This is a genomic window from Paenibacillus sp. BR1-192, from assembly GCF_029542445.1.
Taxonomy (GTDB): Bacteria; Bacillota; Bacilli; order Paenibacillales; family Paenibacillaceae; genus Paenibacillus_AQ; species Paenibacillus_AQ lautus_A.
In genome coordinates this window covers 2422757-2445323 of sequence record NZ_CP120718.1, presented here as the reverse complement: position 1 = coordinate 2445323, position 22567 = coordinate 2422757, and the positions used below count along the sequence as shown (strand labels likewise).

Here is a 22567-nt window from a genome sequence, read left to right as displayed (position 1 = left end):
AAACCCATCTCCTCTGCAATTGCTACGCTCGTGCTTAGCATATCGCAGAGGTGATGGGCTATCCATTCATTTTACGCCGAAATATTTGCACTCTTCGTCATCATGCCGCGGCGGTTCCGGTTGCGGTTCCGTCTGCCGCCCCACACGCTTCCGGCCCCCATCAGGAAGGTAGGAATGCCGGCGGCGACGAGTGTCAATGCCCACTCTTTCAGGCCAAGCGGAACCGTCTTGAAGATCGGCTGGAACGCCTCGATGTACATGACGCCGAGCATCAGCAATACCGAGGACAGCACGGCCAGAACCAAAGCTTTGTTCTGAAGCGGGTTCCGATGGAAAATCGAGCGCGAGCTGCGGCAGTCGAACACATGGATCAGCTGGGCCATGACGAGGGTAGCAAAGGCAACGGACTGCGCCTTGGCCAGCTGCGCCGGATCATTCGGCGCGATGCGCAGCGTGACCCAAAATGCGCCGAGCGTGCACAAGCCGATCAAGATGCCGCGGCTGATGATTTTCCAGCCTAGGCGTCTGGCGAAAATATTTTCCTTGGCCCCCCGCGGCTTGTGCTCCATCAGATCCTTCTCCGGCTGGTCCACCCCGAGCGCCATGGCCGGGAGCCCGTCGGTGACCAGGTTTACCCACAGAATCTGGATCGGAACGAGCGGAAGCGGCAGTCCCATCATCATCGCAAAAAACATCGTCAGGATCTCGCCGACATTGGAGGCCAGCAAATAGCGGATGAATTTGCGGATATTTTCATAAATGCTCCGCCCCTCCTCAATCGCCGAAACAATCGTGGAGAAATTATCGTCACTGAGCACCAGCGACGACGCTTCCTTCGTTACGTCCGTGCCGGTAATGCCCATGGCAATCCCGATATCCGAGGCTTTGATGGCCGGTGCATCGTTCACGCCATCCCCCGTCATGGCAACCACATGCCCCTTCCGCTGGAGCGATTTCACGATGCGAAGCTTGTGCTCGGGAGAGACGCGGGCATAAACGAAGGTTTGATCCACCCTTGCATCCAGCTCCTTGTCGTCCATTCGGGATAACTCCTGTCCCGATAGCGACAGACCGTTCCTTGGCAGGATCCCGAGCTGGGCCGCGATCGCTTCCGCCGTTGTCCGATGGTCGCCCGTGATCATGACGGTCTTGATTCCGGCGCGGCGGCACGTCGCAATCGCGTCGCGCACTTCACGGCGCGGCGGATCGATCATTCCGGCCAGCCCCACAAAGATAAGCTGGCTCTCGGCCTCTTTCTCCGTTTCCGGCTTATCATAGGAACGCAAATCCCGGTAAGCCAAACCAAGCACGCGCAGCGCGTTGGAAGCCATGCCTTCATTGGCGGCCAGCACCTTCTGACGGAGCGTGGAGGTCAGCGGCACGACGTTCCCGTCCCACATGATATAAGCACAGGCGTCCAGCAGGACGTCCGGTGCGCCCTTCGTGCAGAGCAAGCGTCCGCCCTGATGACTGACGATGACGGACATCAGCTTCCGCTCCGAATCGAAAGGAAACTCTTTGTCTCTTTGGTAGATAGAGTTCAGGCTGCCCTTCGTCAATCCCATTTTGGACGACAGCGTCAGCAGCGCTCCTTCTGTCGGGTCCCCTTTTAACTCCCAAGCAGCTGCCGCCGGCTCCTCCTTGCCCTTGCGCTTGCTCCGGGCTTCCTCCTGCACATTCTCATAGATCTCCGCATTGTTGCACAGCCCGCTGATTTGCAGCAGTCTGCGAAGCCCCTGATCGGATCTCAGCTCGACAGGCTTGCCTCTGTGGAGGATCTGACCCGTCGGGTCATACCCGTGCCCGGTCACTTCCAGCGTACGTCCTCCCAGCCAAACCTGGGTCACGGTCATTTTATTCTGCGTGAGCGTCCCCGTTTTATCCGAACAGATCACCGATGCGCAGCCCAGCGTCTCCACGGATGGCAGCTTGCGCACGATCGCTTTGCGCTTGATCATGCGCTGCACGCCGAGGGATAGCGCAATCGTGACGATGGCCGGCAGCCCTTCGGGAATGGCCGCTACGGCAAGGCTGACCCCTGCGAAGAACATCCCTGCTGCAGGCTGTCCATGCAGAATGCCTGCGACTACGACCAAGACCGTCAGCCCCAACGACACGGCGATCAGAATTTTGCCCAGCTGCTCCAGGCGATGCTGCAGCGGCGTCTCCTGGGATTCCGTGTTTTGGATCAAATCGGCGATTTTGCCCATCTCCGTATCCATTCCGGTCCGGATGACAACGCCTTTACCCGTGCCGCGGGCCACCATCGTTCCCATGAACCCGATGTTCTTCCGGTCGCCCAGCGGAACTTCCGCATCGTGGATCGGCTCGGCATGCTTATTTACCGGCAGGGACTCGCCGGTCAAGGCGGACTCCTCGACGCTGCAGCTGTTGATCTCGAGCCAGCGAACGTCGGCCGGGATACGGTCTCCGCTCTCGACGAGAATGACATCGCCAGGTACGAGTTCTCTGGCCGTTAGCTGCACCACCTTGCCGTCCCGGATGACCTTGGAGGTCGGCGCGGACAGCTGCTTCAAGGCCCGAAGCGACCGCTCCGCCTTGAATTCCTGGATGAAACCAAGGATCCCGTTGATCAGGATGATGGCCACGATCGTGACGGCATCCAGATACTCGCCCAGCAGGCCGGATACCAGGGTGGCCCCAAGAAGCACCAGCATCATGAAATCCTTAAATTGATTCAAGAACAGAACAAATGGAGAAATTTTAACGCCCTCGGAGAGCTCGTTGTAGCCACTTTTTTTTCGTCTCTCCCCGGCTTCCTCTTCCGTGAGGCCGTGCTCCGGATGCATCTGCAGTACTTGCTGCAATTCATCCGTGTCCATCTGGTGCCATTGCTTTTGTTCCATGCTTCCTTTCCCTCCCGGTTGGTTTTGCAAGTTCCGGCGGATGACAGCTTTTCCACCCTTTCTACGTAAATGTATTCGGACAGGTCCTGAATTATCACAGAAGGGGCCTTAAGTTTTTAAGGGAAATATGGCATCATAGAGAAGTACGATTAGGAAGGGTAACAGACAGATAGGAGAATGAAGGATGGCACTAGACGGCATTGTCACGCGCGCGATCGTGCATGAGCTTCAAGCCTGCCGGGGCGCACGAATCAATAAAATATATCAACCGAACGATCGGGACATCGTGTTTCACATACGCACCCAGCAAGGAAACGCCAAACTGCTGCTCTCCGCAAACCCCACGTATCCCAGGGTGCATCTGACGCAGGAAACGTTTCTCAATCCGGCCGAAGCGCCGATGTTTTGCATGATTCTGCGCAAGCATTGCGAGAGCGGCATCATCGAGGACATCCAGCAGGTGGGCATGGAGCGGATCATCCATATGACGATTCGCCAGCGCGACGAGCTCGGGGATGTTTCCTCCAAGAAAATCATCGTGGAGCTGATGGGCAGACACAGCAACATCATTCTGCTTGATCCCGCGAGTGATACCATACTGGACGGCATCAACCATGTGACGCCCGCCATCAGCAGCTACCGCGTGGTCATGCCGGGATTTTCCTACACGAATCCGCCGGAGCAGCATAAGCGGAATCCGCTCGAAACCGAGCAGGAAGCTTTCCGGGAGTCCTGTCTGGTGAACGAGGAGTCGGCGGTCTCATGGCTGGTCGGCGAATTCAGCGGCCTAAGCCCGCTGGCAGCGCAGGAAATAGCCCACCGTGCAGGAGAAGGCCATCCGGGGGGAAACGAAGGGGAAAAAGATAAAGATTGCGGCAGCCTGTGGCGTGCATTCGATGAGGTGATGGGGCAAGTCCGCAGCCATCAATATACGTCTGTTACAGGTGTCAATCCCAAGGGCAAATCGGTGTTCTCCGTCATACCGCTGACATTGCTTGCGGACGAGACCAGAACCTACGAATCGGTCAGCCAATGCATGGAGGATTATTACGGGGATAAGGCACAGCGGGACACGGTTAAACAGAAGGTCAGCGATCTCCTCCGATTCCTTGCAGAATGAACGGACCAAAAACATCAAGAAGCTGGATAATCTGAACAAAGATTTGGAGGAAGCCGGCGATGCCGATCGGTACCGGATTTTTGGCGAGCTTCTCTTCGCCTCGCTCCATCAGATTCAGAAGGGCGACCGCGAAGTCCAGCTGATCAACTTCTACGATGAAGAGCAGGCGACCGTCACCATACCGCTGGATCCGCTCCTGACCCCATCGGACAATGCCCAGCGATATTTCAAAAAGTACAACAAGTACAAGAACAGCCTCGCGGTCATCAACGAACAGTTAATCAAAACCCGCGAAGAGATCAACTATATCGAGAATCTTCTGCAGCAGCTGTCGCATGCTTCCCTGAACGACATCGATGAAATCAGGGACGAATTGGTCCAGCAGGGATATTTAAGAGACCGCAGCCGCAAAACGAAGAAAAAAGAAGAAAAACGACAAGCCGACGCTGCATGTCTATACTTCATCCGAAGGCGTCGAGCTCTATGTGGGCAAAAACAACCTTCAAAACGAATACGTGACCAACCGTCTCGCTTCCTCAAACGACACATGGCTGCACACAAAGGATATCCCGGGTTCCCATGTGGTCATCCGCAGCAGCGAGTACGGGGACGCGACGCTCCAGGAAGCGGCGCAGCTGGCGGCTTATTACAGTCAGGCCAAAGAATCCAGCAGCGTGCCCGTCGACTATACGCTCATTCGCCACGTCCGCAAGCCGAATGGAGCCAAGCCCGGCTTCGTCATCTACGACAATCAGAAAACGCTGTTCGTGACGCCGGACGAGCAGCTGATCAAGGCCATGCCCAATTCGGTAAAAAACAATCGCAATTAAAATGAACGGAAGACGCGGATAGTCTTCATTCAGCCAAAAAAACGGGTACCCCGGAAGGTCAAAATGACCATCCGAGGTACCCGTTTTTCTTACCGTTCCGTCCGTCTTAGGTTCTTGCCCGCGCCTGTTGAAGCCGGTCCAGCACCTGGGTGGATACCTGGCGGCTGCCGATATCCCCATGGAATACCTGGCCTTGCCTCTGTCCATGGTAATCCGATCCGGCGGTCACGATGAAGCCGTACTCCTCGGCCATCGCCAAGTAACGTTCCTCCTCCGATACCCCATGGTCCGAATGATAGACTTCGATCCCCTTGAACCCTGACTCCTCAATGACCGTTCTGACCAACGCATCATCGCCGTAGAGCCCGGGGTGCGCAAGCACCGGCACGCCGCCGGCTTCACGGATCCATTCGCAGGCTTCCTTGGGATGGATCCGCGGCTGCGGTACATAGGCAGCAGCACCCTGGGCGAGATACCGGTCGAAGGCATCCCGCAGATCCAGGGCATGTCCTTTATGGACCAGCGCATCCGCAATATGCGGGCGTCCGATGCTCTCATCGGGCTCCAGCGGCCGCCCCAATACCGCAATGACTTCCTTCATCGTAAGCTCGATGCCAAGCTCGCGAAGCTTAGCCAAGATCTTCTCATTGCGCTTCTCCCTCGTGCGGCGAAGCGCTGCCAGCCGCTCCAGAAACACGGGGTCCCGGTGATCGACGTAATAGCCCAGAACGTGAATATCCGTCCCGCCTGCCATGGTGCTGATTTCTACGCCGGGGACCACGATGATGTTCAAGCGCTCTCCCGCTTGCAGCGCTTCCTCGATGCCGGCTACGGTATCATGATCCGTAATGGCCAAAGCCCCCAGTCCACGCTCATAGGCAAGCTGCACGTTCTCCGAAGGCGTATTCATTCCATCCGAAGCCTGGGTGTGCGAATGAAGATCGCAGCCCTTTCGAGATGCGAGTTTATCCATGGCGTTCAATCTCCTTTCGTTGTATATACGGGTATGCTTGCATTAACGCCGTCGCTCTCTTAAATAGGCCAAAAACGTCATCGCCGACATCGGCAAGAGCGCCGACCGCAAATGAATGGAATAGAAATTCCGTTTAAATGACGCATCCGCGATATCGATCATTTTGACTAACCCGAGCGCCGTCTCGTGCTTAACCGTAGAGGTTGACAGCATCGTGATGCCGAGTCCTTCCTCTACCGCCGATTTGACCGCTCCCGTGCTCCCCAGCTCCATCACCGTCTGGATGCTCTCGGGATCGTGCCCCCGCTCCAGCAGCACGTCCTCCATGACCTTCCTGGTGCCGGAACCTTTCTCGCGCAGCACAAACGGATACGTCAGCACATCCTTCAAATATATCGCATCCTCCCTTTGCGCTAAAGGATGGCTGGAAGGAACAATCAGTTTCAGTTCATCCTCCATGACCGCATCCAGCACCATGTCCGGATGTTCCACCGGAGCCTCGATCAGTCCGAAGTTCAGTTGATGGCTTGCGATTTCCTCGAGAATCTGCGTAGTGTTCATCACTTTGAGCATTATCGATATGTCCGGGTATTCCCGGCCGAAGGGCCCCAGCAATCGCGGCAGCACATACTCCCCGATCGTCAGGCTTGCCCCGAGCTGCAGCCTTCCCTGAAGTTTGTTCGAGAACGCCGCCATGGCCGCGTCCGTGGCCTGCGACAGCTCCAGGCTCCTGCGGGCAAAGGGGAGCAGCGTCCTCCCGGCCTCGGATAACTCCATGCGCTTGGTGGAACGGATGAGCAGCTTTGTCCCAAAGTACTCCTCCAGCGCCTGCACCTGCATCGTCACGGCCGGCTGGCTCATATGAAGCGCTTGCGCAGCAGCGGAAAAACTTCCGCGCTCGGCCACCGTGTAAAAGATATGTAGCTGGTGAAAATTCATCGTTTCGGTTCCCCTCTCGCTGCCGCTCTTGTTTTATATTGTAACGGATCGCGGCAGCGCATACAAAAAAAGACATCCGCGCTTACGCTCGCATGCCATTTCATGACTTTATTTCTTTATTTACGCTTGCGGCTGTTCTTGATCAGCGTCATGCGGCGCGAATGACGAAGCCATGAGTAATAAGACTTCAGGTCCCGAAGCTCAATGGTTTCGGACATACGCCCCAAAAATGTTACAATGATCATCCGATGCAGTGGGTTGCCGATCAGATCGCGTTCGTGCTCCAGCTCCGAGAACTCGGCCACAACCACCAGGTCGTCGTCGATCAGATAGACATCCTGTTCGTTGCGGTAATACGGCACGATCCGGTCCTGCTTCAAGCACTCCCACATCCAAGTCCCGATTTCCTCGTGGGAGGTGTCATGGCCTTCCACCCGGTCCGTATAACGGCTCTTTGCATGATTGGTAATCACGATATCGGCTACCTTTTTATCATTTAACGTAATATAAAACGGCTCATAGGTGCTCCACCGCTCAGTCCCTTTGTCGCGCATGGAATATCACTCTCCACCAAATGGGTCTTTGTATCTATGTATATATACCCAACATATTACATCATTCCACTGTCATTCACAAGATTGAAACCTCGCTTCTTGTGAACAATCACCGAAAATTTAGAAATAGCTCTAATTGCATCCTGGTGCGGGAGGTGCAAATCCGGATGGAATGATGGGTCCCATTAAAATGTAAATTGTACCTTACTTATACTATTTTATCAAATGGCCTTCCGATTTATGCCAATCTATCGCCGCAAATCGAAATAATCTTTGGAAGTTCATGCGCGACATGCGAGGCTAATACTTTCCAAGGCTTTAAAAAAAGCGGCCCCAGAGGGGCCGCTTTACGCTTTTCTCGTATTCTTACAAGATACGCGATATGCGATTTGCACAGATTCTCGGGCAGGCACATCCTGCTAGGGACCGTAAAACTTGGCTTTATCCGGCCCCTTGCTGCTGTACTCTGTCTTAATCTCGTTCCGGTAGGAGCGCTCGATCTTACGAACGTAGGACAATCTCCGGATGTTCTTCATTGTCTCTTCGGCACGGTCAGCGTTGACGTACATGACAACGTAATGCATGCGGCGCGATATATAATGGACGCTGCCGTATTTCTCCAAATTCCTTGCTGCCTTAACATCGCTGACCCATATAATAAAACCCGTCCGTTCAGCCAACATCCTAAGCTCCTCGCCTCACTTTCGTCTCTATCTCTAATGTATGCCCGTTATCCGCACGAGCAGGCTCCTCCGCTGCCGCACCCCTTCTTCGGAAGAGGGTCATTGCCGGGAACCTTGATGCTCTCCGAAACCGAAAAAGCAATCCTTTCCGACATGGAATGCAGCAGATCGTCCAGATTCTTCTCCGCCTGCTTGAACCGGGCTACGGGCTCAAAAGCCTCCAGTTCCGCTTCCACCGCGGCCACTTCATCCTTGGCCGAATGGTAATTCGGGTGAAAGTGGCCGAACCGCTGCGTCTCTTCAAACAACTCCTTCTTCGAGTCAAGCTTTCTGACCAAAGCCTGAATCATGGGGTCATTCTCAACTGCCTGCTTCCAATATAGATAATCCGCCACTTCGACGGAAGCATTAATCATGTCGCCTATTTCGTAGGCATAGGTGAGCACCTCGGCCATATCGACCGTGTTTATTTCCGATACGCTCATGAACTCATCCCGCTTTTCTATTAAATTTGGCCCGCGTGTTGATCGTGGACTCTTTCATCATAGCATAACGCTCGTATCTTAAGAAGGGGGAATTCAAACGCTTTTACGGAATCACAAGCCGCATTTCCCTCCATTCCCCTTCGCCTAACTCCACGATGGCTCCCGTCTTATCCGAATCCGGATCGTATAACGCACCCGAAATTTTCCACGGCTGACGCAGGATTTGAAATGGAATGAATTCCATGCGGCTCCCATCGACGGCAATCTCCAATTTGGCCGACAGCTCCAGCGCCTGCTCCATCATTTGTTTGGCCGTCGAGCCGTGGTAAGAGCGCCAATCCCGTGTCCACATGACAGGAATCCGGTTCAAATCGGGAATGACCGACGATGGATCCGGCAGGGTGTCATCAGGTTCAAGTGCAAGCTCGCTTCGTGCCGGGCGGATCAATCCGCAGGAGGGACGGCTGCGAGTCCCCCACTGCATAGGGTAACGGTCATTTCCATCAGTACCCGCAAGTTCCGTATCCTCTTCCGGAGGAGCCTCTTCATAGCGCAGCGACTCGTTCAGGCCTGCCCTGTCCATCTCCTTGCCCCATTGGTATAAAGCAGCTTGCACGTTCTCCGGCATTCCGGCGGCTGCATGTTTCGAGAAAAAGGCCGCGATTCCCTCCGGCTCCATTCCGGCTTTTGCCGCCTGCATCACCGAATCCCTTGTCAGGCGATAGACCGTCATCACATCATCCAAAATCCGCTCCGTGCAGCAAGCAGCTTGAAACTTAACGGAATTTGGCACATTGGGCGGTATCAAAATGTCAAAATCCGGCTGAATGAACAGACCCGATGATCCGGTATCGGCCCCTTCGCTTCCATCCAGCAAGGAGGAGGGGGCCACACGCCAGCGGAACAGGAACTGACCATCGTCATCGATGCCCAAATCGGTGTAACCGCAGCCGGTTAATAACCGGAGCCATGAAGCGGCTTCCTCCGGCAATAATTCTTTTCCGGTGGATGCACCTCCTTCCAAAGGCTCAGAGACTGCAGCGGGCATCTGCCAGGCGCGGTACCACACCCCGCCGGACAGCGACGAGTGACATATCCGCCAAGTCCAATGTTGAAACTCGGCCGAGTTCGGAATGTAGCGTTCCATCATGTGAAGAAGGACGGACCGGTCCATCGCTTCCCGGGAGAGCATAAGCCAACGCCGCAATGCGGTACGGTTCAGCTTCAGTTCCCCCTGCTCTGCAACGACCAGCTCAAACGTAAACAGCAGATCCAACACCATCGCGACATGTGGAGGGTACGCATCCGCATGATCATAGTGAAGGGCGAGCCCTTCGACATCGTATGGCGTTAAGGCGATCTCGCCCCCCAGTTTCTGAATACATTTCTTATGCAAAATCCCTTTAGCGGTCAACGATACGCGGTTCTTGGCCATATATACGAGAACATTGAACATATCGATCGCTATGCCGCTTCTTGCCTCCTGCTGAAGCCTCACGGATGCGGGAGGCATGGAGCCTGTTTCAAGTGCCTCCACAGGACCACAGCCTTCTTGGAGGATCTGCAGCTTGTCAAAAGGAATGAAATACAGCCTCTCGCCCCAACCTCTCTTGACCGCTCGCACCCATCCTTGTTGTCTCAAGGAGATGAAGGCAAGCTGCGCCTCGACGCCGCTCAAGCGGGGAAATCGCAATGAGCGCAGCTTGTCGTCATCGAAACCCTGCCCGGCAAAGCGGCGCCAGATATGGTGGAGGACCGATCGCTCCTTCGGAAGGAGCCGTTCCAGGCTCATCGTGTCCGCCATGTCCTGCTGCCTCGTCATCTCCACGAGACCTCCTTCCCGTCGGGATGCTGATAAGAACGGGGATTTCGCATCGCGATCAGATCCAGGAAAGCCGCCGGCTGCTTTGCATGTATCGCGTGATATTCGTACCCCTGCTCAATCAGAAACAGCTGTCGCCGGATCGCAAAGATCTCCTCCCGGCTGTCCTCCGTTACCAATGCATAAAAATAAGCCCGATTCTCCCCTGACTTCGGCCGCAGCAAACGCCCAAGCCGCTGCGCTTCCTCCTGCCGCGAGCCGTAGCTGCCCGAAACCTCGATCGCTACGGAAGCATCGGGCAGATCGACCGCGAAGTTTGCCACTTTCGATACGACAAGCACGCGAACGTTTCCTTCCCTGAATGCGTTATACCATTCGTTGCGCTGATCCTGGGTCATTTGTCCCGTGATGAGCGGGGCCTGCAGCTCCCTGGAAATGGCATGGAGCTGATCCAGGTATTGTCCAATGATGAGCGTCTGCGCATCCTTGTGGACATCCACGAGCTGCCGAATCACATCAAGTTTGGAGGGATTCTCGGCAGCCAGCCGATATTGCTCCCTTTTGCCAGCCGCCTCGCAGGCTTCTCTGATCTCGTCTGGCAGCGGCACCTTAATCTCCGTGCAGGTCACCGAAGCAATCCACCCTTGTGCCTCCAACCTTTTCCACGGCATTTCATATCGTTTGGGACCGATCAGGGAGAACACGTCGCTCTCCCTTCCATCCTCGCGAACCAAAGTGGCGGTCAGGCCAAGCCTGCGGGTCGCCTGGATGTCGGCCGTCGCGCGGAATACCGGTGCGGGAAGAAGATGAACCTCGTCATAAATGATCAAGCCCCAGCGCCGTTCATTAAACAGCTTCATATGCTGCTGCTCCTCCCCCTTGCCCTGCCGGTGGGTCAAGATGTGGTAGGTAGCGACCGTCACCGGCCTGACCTGTTTGCGCTGACCGGAGTATTCGCCGATTTCATCCACGGACAGCGTCGTTTTCTGCATCAGCTCGGCGATCCACTGCCTTACCGACGTGGTATTGGAAGTGAGGATCAGCGTCTCGCATTGCAGCTCGCGCATGGCGGCGATGCCAATGACCGTTTTCCCGGCCCCGCATGGCAGGACCAGCACACCGTTGCCGCCTTCGCCGCCAATATCCCTGAAGGATTCGGCAGCCTTCTGCTGATAGTCGCGAAGCTCGAAGCGCTGATCGTTGGATCCGCCGTTCGAATCTTGAAGGCGCTCGCTGCCCGATTTTTCTCCCCGCCAAAGAATGTTCAGGTATTGCCCGTCCATATATCCCGCGTGGTCCAGCACAGGATAGCCGAGCCGGGTCATCTCCTGCTTTAACACGCCGCGGCGGTCCGAAGGCACCTCTGCTTCCTTCGGCGAAATCAACCTGACGCCGATTTCCCTCAAGGAGCGATGGGACGTCAGCTCCTGCATCAGGGCTTCCTCATTGCTGGATAACAGCAATGCACGTTCAAGCGTTGGATGCGGGAGCAGCGACAGCTGCCCGTAACGCCCAACGAGCTGGCGAACCTCTTCCAGCAGGGCGGCCGGCACGTCCCAACGCGACAACGACTGAAGGCTCGAGCAAATGGCTTCAGCCGACATGCCCCCTGCAGCGGCGTTCCATAAAGATAAAGGGGTCAAGCGATATGTATGAAAAGACGCGGGACTTTTGATCAAATCGGCATATTGGGCTAGCTGCTCGCGCGCAGCCTCCGCATCCGCATGGGCGGTTTCAAGAAGTATGGTCCGATCGCGCTGGACGATGCAAGGCTTGTTGTGCACCCTTATTCCTCCTCGTGACAACTTAAAAAAAGAAGTCCACATCCATGTCCTGGATCTGAACTTCCCCTATGATCATTAGGATTTCCAAATAACGAGCGTTCATGCGCGAAGATTGCGATTTTGTGAAAGTCTATTCCCCGTTCTGATAGCTTGACACCATCTCGACCAGCAGCTTCGCCCCGTAGCGCATCGCATCTTCATCAAAGTCGAACATTGGATGATGATGCGGATAAATCGCCCCTTTGTCGGGGTTGCCGGCTCCAACGAAAATGAAGCAGCCCGGAATTTCCTTCAAGTAATAAGCGAAATCCTCCGCCGGCATCAGTTTGGGCGAGACGGTGACCTGATCCGCATCGAACACTCGGGGTGCCGTACGGAAAAATCGTGCGGTTTCCGCTTCATCGTTCACCACGGGTGGGTAGCCGACGAGATATCGAACCGCCGCCTTTGTGCCGTAGGTTTCGGAAACCGTCCGGGTCATATGCTCGATCCGCTCCCGGATCAACGCCCGGGTAGGTTCGTCAAACGTGCGAACCGTCCCCGTGATCCGGCAGGAGGAGGCTATGACGTTTTGCGCCGTTCCGGCCTGCATTGTCCCTACCGTAACGACGGCAGGCTGCAGCGGATCCACGGTGCGGCTTACGATGGTTTGAAGCTGCATGACAAGCGCAGCCCCCGCAACCAGGGCATCGGCCGTCACATGCGGCATGCCGCCATGCCCCCCGCGCCCCGTAATGTCAATGAAAAACTCATCCGCCGCCGCCATCAGCGGACCCGGCGCGCTCGCTGCGGTGCCTACAGGTAACGGCGTCCACAGGTGCAGACCGTAGACGACGTCGGCCCCATCGAGCGCCCCGTCCTTGATCATCTCCACCGCGCCGCCGGGGCATACTTCCTCCGCCGGCTGGAACATAAAACGAATCTCCCCCTGAATTTCTTCCGGGAACGTGCTGTAATATGCGGCGGCTCCAAGCAGCATGGAGGCATGCCCGTCATGCCCGCAAGCGTGCATCACTCCCTGCACCCTGGATTTGTATTCGCAGCTCTTGCCGTCCTCGATCGGCAGCGCATCCATGTCGGACCGCAGCACAACCGTCCTGCCGGGTTTATCCCCTTTTAATGTCCCTATAACTCCATGCCCGCCAACACCGGTCTTGACCGCAAGACCGAGTTCCTGCAGCCGGGCTGCTATAAATGCCGAAGTTTCCTTCTCCTGGAACGAAAGCTCCGGGTGCATATGTAAATGACGCCGCCACTCCACCATCCGTGGATACCATTGATCCCAAAATGCTTCCTTCATCAAGTTCATCATCCTTCCCCCGCTATTGGCGGCTCAATCGATCGCAAGAAAGCCGTGGAGTTTGCTCAGCAGCAGTCCGTGCCCAACCATGGCATCCATCCGGCCGCCCTCCTTGATCTTGCGATATACATCCCTGAGCGGGACCCACACCGCTCTAACGTCTTCGTCTTCCTCTTGATTCGACTCCCGGCTCCCGGACACCTTCAAATCGTCGGTGAAATAAAAATAAACGTTTCGGTTGGCCAGAGAAGCCATCGGATAAGCACTGCCCATGTAGGACAGGTCCTTGCACTGCACGCCTGCCTCTTCCTCAAGCTCCCGCTTAACGGCAAGCGCGCGTTCCTCGCCGGGCTTCACCGTTCCGCCGGGAAGCTCCCAGGTGATCTCATTCACCGCTTCCCGATGCTGGCATACCAGTAGCAGGCACCCTTGATGGACGGCCACAACCGCTGCCGAATCCGGAATCCGGTCGATCACGACGATTTCCTTCTGCCCGTTTTCTTCCACTGCATAATACTCCGTGCGGTAAACGACGCGGTTCATAGGCCGTATCCACCCTTCGCTTGAATTGAAGTCCTATGAATATATAACCACCGGGATGGAAAGCGTACATTTCACAGCGTTTTCACTTGCATTTATTTTAACAGAAAAGAAGAATGCTTGCCGTTATCAAAATCTTATCTGGATAAATGGTCTCAATTGAAGCGTGACGGGCGGTACAGGCTTGCACAAGTTCTTGAAACATACTATCATATTAAAGAACTTTGCAAGGACTATTAAGGGGGTTACGACCACATGATTTTCGAAAATACAGGCTTGGACGGATTGCACAGCGATTTAGCTTACCTCGATGAATGTGCCGAGAAAGTAGGCTTCATTCGTTGGCAGTGGGAATACTACCGCGCTACATACGACTTGAAAATCGAAGATAAAAAAAATCAGGCTGAATACTTCCTGCGCATTAACACCCGCGCTGTTGAAGGCAAGCTGGAGAAACCCGACACCATCCTCAAAATCGAAGCGGTATACCTTGGCAAAGCCACGTTCCCGCACGGTCTCGAGTATGAATCCATGGCTCCGCAGCCTGTCATGAATGTGGCCACCAAGAAGCTTCAAGAGCTCAAAGCTCTTCTGGAAGCGTAAGGTCGAACACGATGAATACGACCAAACCTCAGCCGAAGAGAGGGACGCCTGATTTCCAACTGCTGATCCTTACCTTGCTGTTGGTGGGATTCGGACTGATCATGGTGTTCAGTTCCAGCTCCAGCTTGGCCGTTTTCAATGAAAAATTCAATAACGATCCGCTGCACTTCACGAAGCGGCAAGCCGCGTTTGCGGTTCTGGGCACGTTTGTCATGTTTGTGGCCATGAACATCAACTATAAGAAATACAAGAAGCTATTCATACCGGTGTTTTTTCTAACCTTGATGCTGCTGATTCTTGTGGTGATTATCGGTTCCGCAACCAACGGCGCCACAAGCTGGTTTAATTTGGGGAAATTCGGCATCCAGCCGACCGAACTGGCCAAAATCGCGACCATCGTCTATCTGGCAGCGCTGATCACCAAAAAAGGGGAACGAATCCGTCAATGGAAGGGCGGTTTCTTCCCCGTACTCATTATTGTAGGGATCGTAGCGGGCCTGATCATGCTTCAGCCCGACCTGGGCTCCTGCTTCATCCTCGTGGCTACCAGCGGGCTGTTGATCTATGCGGGGGGCGCCAGCCTTAAGCATATTCTCGGCTGTATCTCGCTTGTTGCGCTTGGCCTGGTGCTCACGCTCGGCGTCGGATCGCTCTTCAACTCCGGCGGAGATCAGGAGCAGGCCTCCAAGAACTACAAGATGGGACGAATCGAGGCATTCATGGACCCGTTCCATGACGAATCGGACACGGGCTACAATCTGGTCCAATCGCTGATTGCCATCGGCCAGGGCGGCGTTACCGGAGCGGGTTACGGGGAGAGCGTGCAGAAGCTGCATTATCTGCCGAATCCTTACAACGATTTCATCTTCTCGGTCATCGGCGAAGAATTCGGTTTTATCGGAACCGCGATATTCCTGCTGCTCTATTTATACTTCATCCTGCGGGGGATCATCGTGTCGCTTCGCTGCTCGGATCCGTTCGGAACCTTGACCGGCGTCGGCATCATGGGACTTATCGCCATTCAGGCCTTCATCAACATCGGCGGGGTGACCAATACCATTCCGATTACGGGCGTTACCCTCCCGTTCATCAGTTACGGCGGTTCCTCGCTGCTGGTCATGATGCTCAGCATGGGCATCGTGCTTAGCATATCCAGGGACAGCAACCGTCCGATGAAAGAGGAGCAGGTTAAATCCGTAATTAAAAAAGACTACCGGGCAACCGTGTAGTCTTTTTTGTTCATTTTTTTCATCATTAGCGGGGGCTGATCCCCCAAGGTTCGTCCTATTTGGCTCGAAGCTGAATATCGTCGATTTCGTCGTCTTTGAAAGCTACACCTTCGACCTTCACGTTGACCTCAACCACGCGAAGCCCTGTCATGCTCTCGACAGCTTCGCGGACATTCTGTTGAAGCATGCGGCACACTTCATGTATAGGCGTCTCGTAAAGCACGATAATCCGCAGGTCGATCGCTGCCTCCAGCTGCCCTACTTCTACCGTAACACCCTTTTGCACATTTTTGCCGCTCAGCCGCTTCGCCCAGCCCTCGGACAATCCACCGGACATGGCTGCAATACCTGGGGTTTCCAAGGCAGCCAATCCGGCAATTTTCGAGACGACATCATCCGATATTCGAATCAAACCGTTATCCAGTTGAAGTTGTTCCGTCATGCCATTTCCTCCTTCACCTCATTATCCGTTATTGTAAATGGTAACGGGCCTAAAAAGCAAATGCTCGCTTCTGAAAAGAACGATAATTTTTCGAAAGATTTGGGTATATTGTAAAAAGCGATACGAGAATCGTCGTTTTCGCTCGCAAGTACTCATCAGTACATAAACCATAAGGTAGGTGTCGGTTATGAAGAAATGGCTCAATCCCGCGCTTCTGATCTTTACCTTTTTGCTTAGTGCGCTGGGACATTTTGCGAATTGGAACTTCACGCTCCAATTCATTCTGTCTGCCATCGCGGTTATTTTTGTCGCCGGTTTTCTCGGCAAAGCAACGGAAAGCGTCGCGCATTACGCCGGCCAACGGCTCGGGGGATTCCTGAACGCTACCTTCGGCAACGCGGCAGAGCTGATCATCGCCATCCTGCTGATTAAGGAAGGTTTGTACGACATGGTGAAAGCCAGCATCACCGGCTCCATTATCGGCAACCTGCTGCTCGTCCTCGGGCTCAGCCTGTTTGCCGGGGGCCTCAAATTTAAAATCCAGAAATACAATGTGACGCTGGCTGGTCTGAACGGATCCTTGATGACGCTGGCCATTATCGCCCTGTTCATCCCTGCGGTCTTTCTGAATACCCATTCCATTACGGAGGGTGAAACCAAGACGCTCAGCCTCATTGTGGCGGGAATTCTGATCGTGGCCTACATCGCATGGCTTGGATTCTCGATGATCACCCATAAAAATTATTTGGCGGATGTCAGCGACGACCACGACCAGGATGCGCTCCCGCACGAACACGGTCCCACTTGGTCCAAGAAGCGCTCGATTCTGTACCTTGTCATCGCCACCGTGATGGTTGCGTTTGTCAGCGAATGGCTTGTCGGGGTGCTTGAGCCCATCAGTCACGAATATGGCCTCAGCGAGCTGTTCATCGGGGCCTTCCTGGTAGCGATTATCGGGAACGCCGCAGAGCATAGTGCTGCCATCATGCTTGCGATGAAGAACAAAATCGGCGCGGCCGTAGAAATTGCCGTCGGCAGCAGCCTGCAGATCGCCCTGTTCGTTGCTCCCGTGCTTGTGTTCATCAGCTTCTTCCTTGGGGATACGATGGATCTCGTCTTCACCACGCTGGAGCTGGTCGCCATCGGCGTCGCCGTATTCATAGCCAGGTCCATTACGCAGGACGGCGCCTCCAACTGGTATGAAGGCCTGCTGCTGCTCGCCGTATACGTCATACTGGGCGTCTCCTTCTTCCTCGTATAAACCTTGGAAGCGGTGATTGCCACGGATTCAAATCTAATCGAAAAGCTAGAAAAAAACGCATGTCGCGGGAGCGCGACATGCGTTTCTCTATGTATGCGCCTGTACGAGTACAGGCTATTTGGATTGATTCATGGCTTCGTACAGGACCGCCAGATTGCGTTCAAGCTTGCTGATCAGCTGCTTTCCCGTACTTTCCGGAAGAAGCCCGGCCCGCACCGCGAAATCAACCTCTTTTGAAAAACCGTACATTTGGGTATCCAGCACTTCCTCATAGAGAGGGCAATAACGGGTCGCCAGATTCTCCATCTGTACTTCAATAAGCTTTAGGATTTTATCTGCATCTTCATGAAGAAGACTGATCGCTTTGAGATTCAGCTGTTCCTGTAAATCAGATGAAGTCATGATCTTCCCCCCTATGTCAAAAATCACAGCACAGTTACTATCTTTAATATTAGTCGAAATCGTTTCTCAATACAAGGACCTGAACAAAATAGACCCCTTCTCTACGAAAAAACACCCTTCCATGGATTGAAAGGGTGTTTTTGGCGAATGTTATTCAGCCACGACGGATACGTTCAAGCCATGCTTGGTGAATACGTCGATCATTGCTTTTTTAGCTTCATCGGCATCAGGACCATGTACATGCAGTTCATAGCTTTGGCTGTTGACAAGCGTTGTGAACAGACCCAGGATGCTCTTAACATCAATGTACTTGTTCTCCGCCTGCAAAACGATGGAGGATGTGAACTGGCTGGCTGTTTGCGAAATTTCTACGATAGATTGATTGTTATTGGACATACGAATCCCTCCGTAACTTTAGGATCTGAATAAAGCTCATCACTGCACCTTCATGATACATTGAATCCGTTTTCTTATGCAACATTTTTTCCAATCTATTTAAGATTTTCCGGATTTAATGCTTCCAGTTCTGGAATAACGAATATGCCATCCTTGCGGATTAGACGATCATCAAAGTAGATTTCCCCGCCGCCGTACTCCGGACGCTGGATCAAAACGAGATCCCAGTGAATGGAGGATCGGTTGCCGTTGTCTGTTACATCATATGCTTGGCCTGGCGTAAAATGCAGGCTTCCTGCAATTTTCTCATCGAAGAGAATATCCTTCATCGGTGTCAAAATGTACGGGTTGAAGCCAATGGCAAATTCGCCGATGTACCGCGCACCCTCATCCGAATCCAGGATCTCGTTCAGCCGCTTCGTGTCGCTCCCTGTTGCTTCGACGATTTTCCCGTTTTCAAAGCGGAATTTAATATTTTCGAAGGTGACTCCATTGTAAAGAGTCGGTGTGTTGTAAGCGATCGTCCCGTTAACCGAGTCACGAACGGGCGCGGTGTACACCTCGCCATCCGGAATGTTCTTCTGGCCGGAGCACTTTTCCGCGCCGATGTTTTTGATCGAGAAGCTGAGGTCCGTTCCCGGTCCCACGATGCGAACCTTGTCGGTATTCCTCATCAGCTCGGCCAAAGGATCCTGGGCGCGGTCCATTTTGGAGTAATCCAGATTGCACACATCGAAGTAGAAATCCTCAAAGGCCTCCGTGCTGGTGTTGGCAAGCTGCGCCATGCTGGCGTTCGGGTAACGGAGAACCACCCATTTGGTGCGCTTCACGCGCTCTTCGCTATGTACGGGATGCGAGTAAAGGGCATTGTACAGCTTCATGTTCTCTTCGGGCACGTCAGCCATATCGTTGACGTTCTCGCCTGCGCGGATGCCGATGTAACAATCCATTTTTTTCATGCGTTCAAGATCCAGCTCTGCCCACAGCTCAAGCTGCTCCTTATTTGCGTTCTTCAACATCGCTCGCTGGACCGTACGATCCGTCAATTGCACGAACGGGCGGCCGCCTCCCTTCGAGACCTCCTCGATAATGGCATTCAGCAGATCGCGCTCGGATCCGATCATTTCGATGAGCACATTTTCCCCTGGCTGCATATCCACGGAGTAGTTCACGAGATTCTGAGCCAATTTTTGAATTCTGGGATCACGCATATGTCTTATCCTCCTTATGATGACTGTTCCCTATTGTATAAATTGAACAGCGGTAAATTTATATTATTGTAGCACGCCGGGCAGCCTCGCGTCAGCGCTCATCGTGAAAAAATTTTTAATGGCTCAATAACCGGTAAACGTAACATCCGACAGCAGTGTTTCGGTACGTGTTTTGCCTTGTTCGTCCACAAAGGATAACCTGCGCTCCATGGTCATCTTGGTAGGCAGCTGGCTTTTTCTGTTAATGGTTACATGACAGACCGAAACGGCATCCGCCTCATTCAGCATGTTTTTCATTTCATGGTAGTCCCTTTCCCAGATTTCCTTCAGCCGCTTGCGAACCTTCGGATCGTCGCTATATAACGGGTCGTCTTTGCGTTCAATCCGCTCAGCCAACGCCTTCATCTGATCATCCAGCGACTCCTGCACCATATGGGCAGCCGCCTCGGGCGACAACTCGACACGCAGCACCTTCGTTCCTCTTGCGGCCCCCAGTTCCCGGGTTACGGTCTTCTCCGACTTGCCCATGTACTCCAGCAATTCCAGCGGATTTAACCGGTTCATCCACATTCCCCCGGCATGCTCCGACGAGAGCGTGCTCCACTTGCCATCCTTTCGCTTGAGCGTCACGGTAAGTTCATTCGATTTATATGCCGACTCGGCGGACATCTTGTCATTCTTTATGACGGTGCTTCTCTCTTTTGAAGATAAGGTCAGGTCGGAATGATGCCGCAGATTCCCTTCAAACGCCAGGCTTTCCTCAAACGGTCCTGTTTCTCCGCTCCGAATCGCCGTTTCTCCTCGAAAAGAGAAATTATCGATGCCGGACAGCCCCGACAAAGCACGGTTAAACGCTTCTTCGGCAGTCAGCTGATCCTGCCAGGCGCATCCGGTTAAGCCAAAAATGAATACCATCAATGCGATGACGCTTCGTAACCTTCTGTTTCGCATAATCATCAGCCTCTCGTTGATCTTGCTATTAGGCTATCCGCGGCCCCTTACATTATGCAGATCACAGAAAAAACCCTGCAGCCTCTCTTAGCTGCAGGGTATCTAATCCATTCCGATCTCGGCTTCGGCCCTCTCCACGACGATCCGGTTGCGGCCGCCGTTCTTGGCTTCGTAGAGCGCCATATCCGCCCGATAGAAGAGCGACTCCACGCTGATCTTGTCATTGGTCCAGTTCCACTCTGAAATCCCGCAGGACACCGTTACGCGCGGATCGGTCTCTTCGGCCACCCGTAAGCGAATCCGTTCGGCCACCTGCACCGCCTGCTGAATGCCGAGTCCCGGCAAATACACCGCAAGCTCCTCACCGCCCCAACGTGCCGGAATATCGCTGTGACGTATGGTTGTTTTTACGATGCTGCTGACCTGCTTCAGAATCTTGTCGCCACGCTGGTGTCCGAACGTGTCGTTGACCTGCTTGAATTCGTCGATGTCCACCACGATGAGCGAGCCGCAAAAATCACGGTTCTGGCATTCATGGATTATTTCATCCAGATAATGTCTGGCGTACAGTTCGGTCAGCATATCCCGGTTAGCCATTCTTCTCACTTCCGCATGCAGGAAGGCATTCCCGATCGCCAAGCCGATATGGCTTGTCAAGGCTTGAAGCAGCCGATAGCTGTCGTACGAGAAATAATGCCGCTTCGCATGGGTGAGCAGGACGACGCCCCTCACCTCGCCGTTAACCATTAGCGGAGTAGCAATCATCGAGCTGGACCGCGTGCTCTCCATCAGCCTGGATTCTGCCGGACGCTCTTCCTGATAGTCTGACAGAATGAGCGGCTCCTTTGAATGATAGACGAGGCCCCCCAGGCCGTAGTCCTTCTCGAAGACCTCCTTGGCCAGCCACTCGGCGTTGCAGGATACCACCTCTAGACCGCCAAGCTCCTCATTATGGATCAGAATGCAGCAGTAATCCGCCTCAAGGATCTTGAGCAGCTCATGATTGGCGAATTGAAATATCTCCGCCAAATGCAAGCTTTTGTTCAGCCGCTGGGTCAGCTCATTAATCATGCGGAGCTCATGAATCATCAGGTTGGATTGCTCGTACAGTTTGGCGTTCTCGAAGGCGGTGCCTGCGGCATCGGCCATCATCCCCAGCAGCTCCAGATCCATATCGGGCAGTTCCGACTTGTCCACTTCAACGTGAAGCACCCCATAGACGCCCTGCTTGCCTCCCATGGGAATCCCGATCTCCACCAGCGTGTCGGGTTCTTCATGCTCATGAATCGTCAGGGAACCTTCCATAAAGGTGCGAACATAAACCTCTTCCTGCCAATGATGGAGCAGCAGCGGACGCACGAGCGGATGAACGCTTTCATGGTCCTGTGACATGAATAATTCGACTTTCGCCTTGGGATACAGGGCCAGGACGCTATCAATAGCCTCCACCAGCACGCTGTCCACATTGATCTGCACATGCATCCGCTTCACGTACTGAAACAAGATGGAACGCCTCTGCACTTCACGTTCGGCTTGGCGGTGGACCTTCTCCAGGTCATCCGCAAAGATGTACTCCATCTGGCGGTAGAAGCAGGAACGGAACAGCAATGCGTAAGTTTCCGTCAGCATGAGCGACTGCTCCGGCTCCATCCTCCCCGAGGCAACGCTGACCATCACCGCAAAAAAATCGCCATGGACGCGCGTGAACAGCGGGACAGCGCACAGCACCCTTCCCTCAAGCGAACCCTTGCCCATGCCTTGGGCGGCTTCTTTCGAACGGAGCGTATGCGCCAGCGTCTCATCCTCGCTTGCATGAACGTATTCCGTTAGTTCGGGTGCCCCTGTCAGCCAAGCTCCCTCATGAGAAAGAAGGGCCCAGCTGAATTTCCGCATCGCCTGCGTGCCAGCGCTTTCTCTTAGCCACTCCAGATAGCTGTCTGATATGAGAGGCTGAATATAAGGGAAATCATGAGGTGTAATATCCAAGCCCTGAAGCCATAGACGAGGCTCGTTTCCAGGAATTGGCCCGGCATCATTGAACATGACCGCAGAACCGGGAGAGCTTTCATACACTTTCCGTTGTTCTTCTGACATATTGGGCGCTCCTTTGCACCATTATAAAAGGCCTATCCAAGACTGGCGTTCCGATTCATAATGTAAGGATCCATTCGGCTG

19 protein-coding genes and 1 pseudogene are annotated in these 22567 nt (G+C 54.1%); 4 read left to right on the top strand and 16 right to left on the bottom strand.

All coding sequences use genetic code 11. From position 1 onward, the window contains the following. Positions 1–71 precede the first annotated feature (71 nt). On the bottom strand, positions 72–2867 hold the full coding sequence (locus P0X86_RS10730) for a calcium-translocating P-type ATPase, SERCA-type (RefSeq protein WP_277748487.1): 2796 nt from the start codon (positions 2865–2867) through the stop codon (positions 72–74). A gap of 184 nt (positions 2868–3051) precedes the next feature. Between P0X86_RS10730 and P0X86_RS10725 the strand changes: the two are divergent. Continuing rightward, positions 3052–4817: pseudogene (locus P0X86_RS10725) on the top strand (Rqc2 family fibronectin-binding protein). A gap of 106 nt (positions 4818–4923) precedes the next feature. On the opposite strand, the gene P0X86_RS10720 reads toward P0X86_RS10725, so the two are convergent. The 9 genes from P0X86_RS10720 to P0X86_RS10680 all read right to left on the bottom strand — a co-directional run bounded on the left by P0X86_RS10720 (position 4924) and on the right by P0X86_RS10680 (position 13900). Continuing rightward, positions 4924–5790: a PHP domain-containing protein gene (locus tag P0X86_RS10720; protein WP_096773134.1), complete on the bottom strand. Its 867-nt coding sequence runs from the start codon at positions 5788–5790 to the stop codon at positions 4924–4926. 42 nt (positions 5791–5832) lie between these two features. After that, positions 5833–6729: a selenium metabolism-associated LysR family transcriptional regulator gene (locus tag P0X86_RS10715; protein ID WP_015734323.1), complete on the bottom strand. Its 897-nt coding sequence runs from the start codon at positions 6727–6729 to the stop codon at positions 5833–5835. A 116-nt stretch (positions 6730–6845) separates the two neighbouring features. Continuing rightward, positions 6846–7283, bottom strand: a complete 438-nt coding sequence (locus P0X86_RS10710) for a hypothetical protein (RefSeq protein ID WP_009589660.1) — start codon at positions 7281–7283, stop codon at positions 6846–6848. Between the two features lie 419 nt (positions 7284–7702). Then, positions 7703–7966, bottom strand: a complete 264-nt coding sequence (locus P0X86_RS10705) for a YlbG family protein (protein WP_006209210.1) — start codon at positions 7964–7966, stop codon at positions 7703–7705. A 47-nt stretch (positions 7967–8013) separates the two neighbouring features. Continuing rightward, positions 8014–8451: a YlbF/YmcA family competence regulator gene (locus P0X86_RS10700; RefSeq protein ID WP_015734322.1), complete on the bottom strand. Its 438-nt coding sequence runs from the start codon at positions 8449–8451 to the stop codon at positions 8014–8016. 103 nt (positions 8452–8554) lie between these two features. Beyond that, complete coding sequence (locus tag P0X86_RS10695) at positions 8555–10273, bottom strand: helicase-associated domain-containing protein (protein WP_277748486.1); 1719 nt, start codon at positions 10271–10273, stop codon at positions 8555–8557. Then, positions 10270–12099, bottom strand: coding sequence for a DNA repair helicase XPB (locus tag P0X86_RS10690; protein WP_277748485.1), 1830 nt, complete (start codon positions 12097–12099; stop codon positions 10270–10272). Before P0X86_RS10690 ends, P0X86_RS10695 begins: the two co-directional genes overlap by 4 nt. Before the next feature lie 88 nt (positions 12100–12187). Continuing rightward, positions 12188–13366, bottom strand: a complete 1179-nt coding sequence (locus P0X86_RS10685; protein WP_213579784.1) for a M20 family metallopeptidase — start codon at positions 13364–13366, stop codon at positions 12188–12190. Positions 13367–13390: 24 nt separating this feature from the next. Continuing rightward, positions 13391–13900: an NUDIX hydrolase gene (locus P0X86_RS10680; protein ID WP_036665923.1), complete on the bottom strand. Its 510-nt coding sequence runs from the start codon at positions 13898–13900 to the stop codon at positions 13391–13393. 252 nt (positions 13901–14152) lie between these two features. Between P0X86_RS10680 and P0X86_RS10675 the strand changes: the two genes are divergently transcribed. After that, positions 14153–14500, top strand: coding sequence for a YugN family protein (locus tag P0X86_RS10675; protein ID WP_009589628.1), 348 nt, complete (start codon positions 14153–14155; stop codon positions 14498–14500). A gap of 11 nt (positions 14501–14511) precedes the next feature. Further along, on the top strand, positions 14512–15729 hold the full coding sequence (gene ftsW, locus P0X86_RS10670; protein WP_009589615.1) for a putative lipid II flippase FtsW: 1218 nt from the start codon (positions 14512–14514) through the stop codon (positions 15727–15729). Between the two features lie 55 nt (positions 15730–15784). On the opposite strand, the gene P0X86_RS10665 is transcribed toward ftsW, so the two are convergent. Further along, positions 15785–16171, bottom strand: coding sequence for an Asp23/Gls24 family envelope stress response protein (locus tag P0X86_RS10665; RefSeq protein ID WP_009589611.1), 387 nt, complete (start codon positions 16169–16171; stop codon positions 15785–15787). A 187-nt stretch (positions 16172–16358) separates the two neighbouring features. Between P0X86_RS10665 and cax the strand changes: the two genes are divergently transcribed. Beyond that, positions 16359–17432 (top strand): calcium/proton exchanger, encoded by a 1074-nt coding sequence (gene cax / locus P0X86_RS10660; RefSeq protein ID WP_015734317.1) that lies wholly within the window; start codon positions 16359–16361, stop codon positions 17430–17432. Between the two features lie 114 nt (positions 17433–17546). On the opposite strand, the gene P0X86_RS10655 is transcribed toward cax, so the two are convergent. The 5 genes from P0X86_RS10655 to P0X86_RS10635 form a co-directional block, all read right to left on the bottom strand. Then, positions 17547–17834 (bottom strand): Fpa/YlaN family protein, encoded by a 288-nt coding sequence (locus tag P0X86_RS10655; protein ID WP_009589686.1) that lies wholly within the window; start codon positions 17832–17834, stop codon positions 17547–17549. A gap of 150 nt (positions 17835–17984) precedes the next feature. Next, positions 17985–18230, bottom strand: coding sequence for an HPr family phosphocarrier protein (locus tag P0X86_RS10650; RefSeq protein WP_009589671.1), 246 nt, complete (start codon positions 18228–18230; stop codon positions 17985–17987). Between the two features lie 95 nt (positions 18231–18325). Next, on the bottom strand, positions 18326–19441 hold the full coding sequence (locus P0X86_RS10645) for an aminopeptidase (protein WP_192569172.1): 1116 nt from the start codon (positions 19439–19441) through the stop codon (positions 18326–18328). A 123-nt stretch (positions 19442–19564) separates the two neighbouring features. Then, positions 19565–20392 carry a hypothetical protein gene (locus tag P0X86_RS10640; protein ID WP_096773130.1) on the bottom strand — a complete coding sequence of 276 codons (828 nt, stop codon included), beginning with the start codon at positions 20390–20392 and terminating at the stop codon, positions 19565–19567. A gap of 102 nt (positions 20393–20494) precedes the next feature. Then, the gene (locus P0X86_RS10635) at positions 20495–22486 is read right to left on the bottom strand and encodes a sensor domain-containing diguanylate cyclase (RefSeq protein WP_213577526.1); all 1992 of its coding nucleotides are present in this window, start codon (positions 22484–22486) and stop codon (positions 20495–20497) included. Positions 22487–22567: the final 81 nt, after the last annotated feature.

Coding starts and splice junctions, on each gene's coding strand:
- P0X86_RS10715 (WP_015734323.1), bottom strand. CDS start 6,729: ATGAATTTTCACCAGCTACATATCTTTTACACGGTGGCCGAGCGCGGA.
- P0X86_RS10705 (WP_006209210.1), bottom strand. CDS start 7,966: ATGTTGGCTGAACGGACGGGTTTTATTATATGGGTCAGCGATGTTAAG.
- P0X86_RS10720 (WP_096773134.1), bottom strand. CDS start 5,790: ATGGATAAACTCGCATCTCGAAAGGGCTGCGATCTTCATTCGCACACC.
- P0X86_RS10690 (WP_277748485.1), bottom strand. CDS start 12,099: ATGTGGACTTCTTTTTTTAAGTTGTCACGAGGAGGAATAAGGGTGCAC.
- P0X86_RS10655 (WP_009589686.1), bottom strand. CDS start 17,834: ATGACTTCATCTGATTTACAGGAACAGCTGAATCTCAAAGCGATCAGT.
- P0X86_RS10700 (WP_015734322.1), bottom strand. CDS start 8,451: ATGAGCGTATCGGAAATAAACACGGTCGATATGGCCGAGGTGCTCACC.
- P0X86_RS10680 (WP_036665923.1), bottom strand. CDS start 13,900: ATGAACCGCGTCGTTTACCGCACGGAGTATTATGCAGTGGAAGAAAAC.
- cax (WP_015734317.1), top strand. CDS start 16,359: ATGAAGAAATGGCTCAATCCCGCGCTTCTGATCTTTACCTTTTTGCTT.
- P0X86_RS10710 (WP_009589660.1), bottom strand. CDS start 7,283: ATGCGCGACAAAGGGACTGAGCGGTGGAGCACCTATGAGCCGTTTTAT.
- P0X86_RS10635 (WP_213577526.1), bottom strand. CDS start 22,486: ATGTCAGAAGAACAACGGAAAGTGTATGAAAGCTCTCCCGGTTCTGCG.
- P0X86_RS10675 (WP_009589628.1), top strand. CDS start 14,153: ATGATTTTCGAAAATACAGGCTTGGACGGATTGCACAGCGATTTAGCT.
- P0X86_RS10650 (WP_009589671.1), bottom strand. CDS start 18,230: ATGTCCAATAACAATCAATCTATCGTAGAAATTTCGCAAACAGCCAGC.
- P0X86_RS10665 (WP_009589611.1), bottom strand. CDS start 16,171: ATGACGGAACAACTTCAACTGGATAACGGTTTGATTCGAATATCGGAT.
- P0X86_RS10645 (WP_192569172.1), bottom strand. CDS start 19,441: ATGCGTGATCCCAGAATTCAAAAATTGGCTCAGAATCTCGTGAACTAC.
- P0X86_RS10695 (WP_277748486.1), bottom strand. CDS start 10,273: ATGACGAGGCAGCAGGACATGGCGGACACGATGAGCCTGGAACGGCTC.
- P0X86_RS10685 (WP_213579784.1), bottom strand. CDS start 13,366: ATGAACTTGATGAAGGAAGCATTTTGGGATCAATGGTATCCACGGATG.
- P0X86_RS10640 (WP_096773130.1), bottom strand. CDS start 20,392: ATGCGAAACAGAAGGTTACGAAGCGTCATCGCATTGATGGTATTCATT.
- ftsW (WP_009589615.1), top strand. CDS start 14,512: ATGAATACGACCAAACCTCAGCCGAAGAGAGGGACGCCTGATTTCCAA.
- P0X86_RS10730 (WP_277748487.1), bottom strand. CDS start 2,867: ATGGAACAAAAGCAATGGCACCAGATGGACACGGATGAATTGCAGCAA.